Source organism: Corallococcus sp. CA047B (assembly GCF_003612065.1).
GTDB classification, from domain to species: domain Bacteria; phylum Myxococcota; class Myxococcia; order Myxococcales; family Myxococcaceae; genus Corallococcus; species Corallococcus praedator.
This window is the reverse complement of the sequence record NZ_RAWD01000496.1, coordinates 1-4820: the sequence shown is the minus strand read 5'-3', so window position 1 is coordinate 4820 and position 4820 is coordinate 1. Positions and strand designations below refer to the sequence as shown.

Below are 4820 nucleotides of genomic sequence, written 5' to 3'. Positions count from 1 at the left end.
ACCCCGGCCAACACCCCCACCCACTGCTTCCACCGAGCGCGCCGCATGGTCATAGCGGAGGGTTACCCCGCATCCGGCGTGGCGGCGGCCGGCGGCGGCGCCGGCGTGGGCACCTTCACGCCTTCGGAGGCCAGCACCGCCATGCGCTCGGTGGCCTGACGGGCCGCGGCGCTGTTCGGGTGGTCGGTGGGGATCTTCGACAGCACCTGCGCGGCGTCGTCCTTCTTGCCCTGAAGGATCAGCATGCGCGCCTTGTGGTACTGGCCCATGCCGGCCAGGTACTCGCCCGCGTCCGCCTTCTCCATCTGTTCGAAGGAGGTGATGGCGTTGGCGAAGTCACCCTTGGCCTCATAGGCGTAGCCCTGACCCTCCAGGGCGCCCGCGCGCAGGGCGTCGTTCTCCGGCACGCCCTTGAGGAACGTGGCCAGGGACGCCAGCGAGTCGTCGTACCTGCCCAGCCGGAACTCGGCCTTCGCCTGCGCCAGGGCCGCCGTCGTGGCCGCGCGCGTGCCGTCGTGCTCCTTGCGGAAGGCCGACAGCGAGCGGACGATCTCCTCGTCCCGGGCCTGCACCGTCGCGAACGGGGGCTCCGTGGACGTGGGGTCCGCGGGGTCCACGCCCGTCACGGGGCGATCCAGCACGGTGAGCGTCTGGCCGAACTGCATGGAGGCCGTCTCCTCGCCGCGCTTGGAGACCTCGCTGGCGATGGCGGCACCCACCGCGCCCAGCACCAGGACACCGGCACCAATGGCGAGGAACTTCTGGCGCTGCATCAGCCAGTCGCGCGCGTCCGCTCCCGCCTTCTGGAAGGCGTCCGGCTGACGAAGCTCCTGCTGGCGAATCTTCTCGGTCTTCTGCTGGGCCACGGTGAGGGGACCTCTCTCGGCTCGACGGTGCTCTTCGCTTGCGAAAGCGGCGCACTGTAAAGAGCGCCCGCTGGGAGTGTCAACGAACGTGCGCGGTCAGTCGCGCCCCGCCCGCTTCCCGCCCTTGCCCTTGTTGGCCAGGTTCGGGTTCTTGCGCGCCTCGCGCTTGGCCTTGCCCGGGCGCTCGCGGAAGAGCAGCCGGATGGGCACGCGCAGATCGAACGTCTTGCGGATCTGGTTGGTGATGTAGCGCTTGTACATGTCCGGCACGCCTTCCGGCGCGTTGCACGTGAGCGCGAACGTCGGCGGCGCCGCCGCCACCTGGGCGATGTAGTACAGGCGCAGCGGCTTGCTCTTCACGATGGGCGCCGGGTTGTTGTCCACCATGTAGTCCAGCAGCCGGTTGAGCTGCGGCGTGGGGGCCCGGAAGCGGAACTGCTTGGCCAGCTCCACCGCCACGTCCACCACCTTCTCCACCTTGGAGCCATGGAGGGCGGACGTGAAGATGACCGGCGCGTAGCCCACGAACTTCAGGGCGATCTTCAGGTCGTCACGGAACGCGTCCTGCTTGCGCTTGTCCTCCGCGATGAGGTCCCACTTGTTCACCACGATGACCAGCGCGCGGCCGCGGTCCATGGACAGGCCCGCCAGCTTCGCGTCCTGATCCACGGCCGGTTCGGTGGCGTCCATCAGGAGCACCGCCACGTCACTGCGCTCCAGCACCTTGAGCGCCGCGATGACGGAGTACTGCTCCACCTGGTGCGCGATGGTCTTCTTGCGCCGGATGCCCGCGGTGTCCGTGAGGATGAGCTCGTTGCCCTTGTACGTCACCTCGGAGTCGATGGGGTCGCGCGTGGTGCCAGCGATCTCGCTGACGACGACGCGCTTCTCCTTGAGGATGGCGTTGACCAGGGTGCTCTTGCCCACGTTGGGCCGGCCGATGATGGCGACGCGGATCTTCCCGTCGTCGGGGGGCGCCTCGGCGTCCTCGCCCTCCACCTTCGGGGCGAGCTTCGCCACGACGGAGTCCATCAGGCTGCCCATGCCCAGGTTGTGCTCGGCGGAGATGCCCTGCACGTCGCCCAGGCCCAGGCGGAAGAACTCGCCCGCCAGCGACTGCATCAGCCCCGTCTCGTTGTCGAGCTTGTTGGCCGCGACGACCACGGGCTTGCCGCTCTTGCGCAGGTAGTTGGCGACGGCCTCGTCCGCGGTGGACATGCCCACGCGGGCGTCGACGACGAAGATGATGACGTCGCACTCCTCCACGGCGAACTGCGCCTGCTCGCGCACCTGCTTGAGCAGCGAGTCCTTCTCACCGGGGACGAAGCCGCCCGTGTCGATGAGCGTGAAGATCCGGCCTTCCCAGTCCGCGTCGGCGTAGTGCCGGTCGCGGGTGACGCCCGGCTCGTCCTGCACGAGCGCGACGCGGCGGCCCACCAGGCGGTTGAACAGCGTGCTCTTGCCCACGTTGGGGCGACCGACAATGGCGACCAGCGGCTTCATGGAGTCTCTTTCGACAGCGACGGCAACAACGGCGACAACAAGAACAGCGACCACACGAACGACGACGGCCGCATCACTCGTAACCCAGCTTCCGCAGGCCCGCGGCGCGCTCGCTCCACCGGGCCTCCACGCGCACGCGCAGGTCCAGGTACACGTGCGCGCCCAGCAGGCGCTGCACCGACTTGCGAGCGTCCGTGCCGATGAGCTTCAGCATCTGCCCCTGCTTGCCAATCAGGATGGCCTTCTGGCTGTCGCGCTCCACGTAGATGGACGCCGCGATGCGGATGAGGCCGCCCAGCTGGCCCGGGGGCGTGCCGGGGCGCGGCTCGCGCTCGGATTCGTCGAACACGTCCACCAGCACCGCGGTGGAGTATGGAATCTCCTGCCGGCAGTGCCGCAGCACCTGCTCGCGGATGTACTCGGCCACCAGCACGCGCTCCTGCTGGTCGGTGAGCATGTCCTCTGCGAAGAGCGGCTCGCCCTCCGGCAGGTGTCCCAGCACCACCTGGAACAGGTGCTCCACGCCGTCTTTTTCCCGGGCGGAGATGGGCACCACCTCCGCGAAGGGGAACTGCTCGCCGTACAGCGAGATCAGCGGCAGGAGCTTCTCCTTCGGGATGGCGTCGATCTTGTTGATGACCAGGAAGGTGGGCTTGCCCACCTTCTGCAGCCGCTCGAGGATGGCGCGGTTGCCCGGCGTCACGTCGATGGTTTCACCGGCCGGCGGCTCGATGAGGAAGAGGACCAAGTCCACTTCCTCGGCCGCGGAGAGGGCGGCCTCCACCATGTAGCGGTTGAGCTCTCCCTTGGCCTGATGGATGCCGGGCGTGTCGAGGAAGGCCACCTGCCCCTCCGGACGCGTCACCACGCCCAGGATGCGGTTGCGGGTGGTCTGCGGCTTGGGCGAGACGATGGCGATCTTCTCGCCCGTGAGCGCGTTGAGCAACGTGCTCTTGCCCACGTTGGGCCGGCCGATGAGCGCGGCGAAGCCGGCGCGAGGTTTCTTCTGCGAGGACTGGGAGGCCATACTTCCGGAGATGATCAGTGGGCCTTCCGACTGCTGCGGGAAGGCCCCGGGGAAACGACGGTACCGCGAAGAACGGGGCGACGAGGGGCTGCTTAGGGCCGCGCCGTGGAGATGGTCAACGTCTGGATGCGCACGTCCCGGCGGGGACGGTCGTTCGAGTCCTTGGGAAGCTCGTTGGCGATGCGGTCCACCACGTCCTGCCCTTCCACCACCTCGCCGAAGATGGTGTGTCGGTTGTTGAGGTGGGGGGTGGGTGCCGCGGTGATGAAGAACTGACTGCCGTTGGTGTTGGGGCCCGTGTTGCCCATGGCCAGAACACCCTTCTTGTCGAAACGCCGGTCGCTCAGGAACTCATCCTCGAACCGGAAGCCGGGCCCGCCGTTGCCACGGCTGCTCGGATCCCCGCCCTGGATCATGAAGTCCTTGATGCACCGGAAGATGAGCGTCCCGTCGTAGAGCGGGCGGCCGTGCATGACCGCGCTGGTGATGGGGTGCTTCCACTCCTTCTCGCCCGTGGCGAGCCCAACGAAGTTCTCCACCGTCTTCGGCGCATCCCGGGAGAACAGGCGCACGACGATGCGGCCCTCGGTCGTGTCCAGGGTGCCGTACAGGTCCTCGCCCTTCTGGGCCAGCGCCATGAAGCTCACGGTGCGGGGCTCGGGGCGGCGGGGGCGTCCGCGGGGACCTTCTTCTTCACCGCGGCCTTGGCGGCGTCCTTCGCGGCGGCCGGGGCCTTGGCCGCCGGGACGCCCTTGGGCGCCTTGTCGCTCAGCGTGACGCCAATGAGGATGACCGGCGTCTGGGGCCGGTCCTGCGCGCTGCGGGGCACGTTGGAGATCTTCTCCACCACGTCGTAGCCGGAGACGACCTCGCCGAAGATGGTGTGCCGGCCGGTGAGGTGCGCGGGCGTGGAGGTGGTGATGAAGAACTGGCTGCCGTTGGTGTTCCGGCCCGCGTTGGCCATGGCCAGGATGCCCGGCTTGTCGAAGCTGCGGCCGCTCTGGAATTCATCCTCGAAGCGGTAGCCCGGGTCGCCATTGCCGGTGCCGGTGGGGTCGCCACCTTGAATCATGAAGCCCGGGATGACGCGGTGGAACACGCTGCCCGAGTACAGGGGGCGGTTCACTTCCTGGCCCGTGAGGGGATCCGTCCAGCGCTTCTCACCCGTGGCCAGCCCGACGAAGTTCTCTACCGTCTTGGGCGCGTCCTTGGGGAAGAGCCGCACGATGACGGTGCCCTGGTTCGTCTTCAGGGTCGCGTAGAGGTCCTTGCCGGCCTGGACCTTCTTCGTCCAGGGGCCCACCTTCGCGCTCGAAGCCGGCTCGGCGGCCAGGACTCCGACAGCGAAAAGGGCCACGGTGATACCGAGAAGACGGTGCATACGGGACGGCCTCCAGGGCACGAAAGCGCGGACCCTACCCCCC

Annotated in this window: 5 protein-coding genes; all 5 read right to left on the bottom strand. The window is 68.3% G+C overall.

The window, feature by feature from the left end:
• Positions 1-62: 62 nt before the first annotated feature.
• A complete protein-coding gene (locus D7X74_RS39760; protein WP_120538146.1) occupies positions 63-866 on the bottom strand; it encodes a tol-pal system YbgF family protein in 804 nt (267 codons plus the stop codon).
• 96 nt (positions 867-962) lie between these two features.
• Positions 963-2369 (bottom strand): ribosome biogenesis GTPase Der, encoded by a 1407-nt coding sequence (gene der, locus D7X74_RS39755; RefSeq protein ID WP_120538145.1) that lies wholly within the window; start codon positions 2367-2369, stop codon positions 963-965.
• 73 nt (positions 2370-2442) lie between these two features.
• Positions 2443-3396, bottom strand: a complete 954-nt coding sequence (gene era, locus D7X74_RS39750; protein WP_120538144.1) for a GTPase Era — start codon at positions 3394-3396, stop codon at positions 2443-2445.
• A 92-nt stretch (positions 3397-3488) separates the two neighbouring features.
• Positions 3489-4034 carry a peptidylprolyl isomerase gene (locus D7X74_RS39745; RefSeq protein ID WP_120538147.1) on the bottom strand — a complete coding sequence of 182 codons (546 nt, stop codon included), beginning with the start codon at positions 4032-4034 and terminating at the stop codon, positions 3489-3491.
• Positions 4035-4039: 5 nt separating this feature from the next.
• Positions 4040-4777 carry a peptidylprolyl isomerase gene (locus tag D7X74_RS39740; RefSeq protein ID WP_120538143.1) on the bottom strand — a complete coding sequence of 246 codons (738 nt, stop codon included), beginning with the start codon at positions 4775-4777 and terminating at the stop codon, positions 4040-4042.
• Positions 4778-4820: the final 43 nt, after the last annotated feature.

Bases quoted from the DNA above. Each gene is read 5' to 3' on its own strand.
- D7X74_RS39745 (WP_120538147.1), bottom strand. From the start codon at position 4,034: ATGGCGCTGGCCCAGAAGGGCGAGGACCTGTACGGCACCCTGGACACG.
- der (WP_120538145.1), bottom strand. From the start codon at position 2,369: ATGAAGCCGCTGGTCGCCATTGTCGGTCGCCCCAACGTGGGCAAGAGC.
- D7X74_RS39740 (WP_120538143.1), bottom strand. From the start codon at position 4,777: ATGCACCGTCTTCTCGGTATCACCGTGGCCCTTTTCGCTGTCGGAGTC.
- era (WP_120538144.1), bottom strand. From the start codon at position 3,396: ATGGCCTCCCAGTCCTCGCAGAAGAAACCTCGCGCCGGCTTCGCCGCG.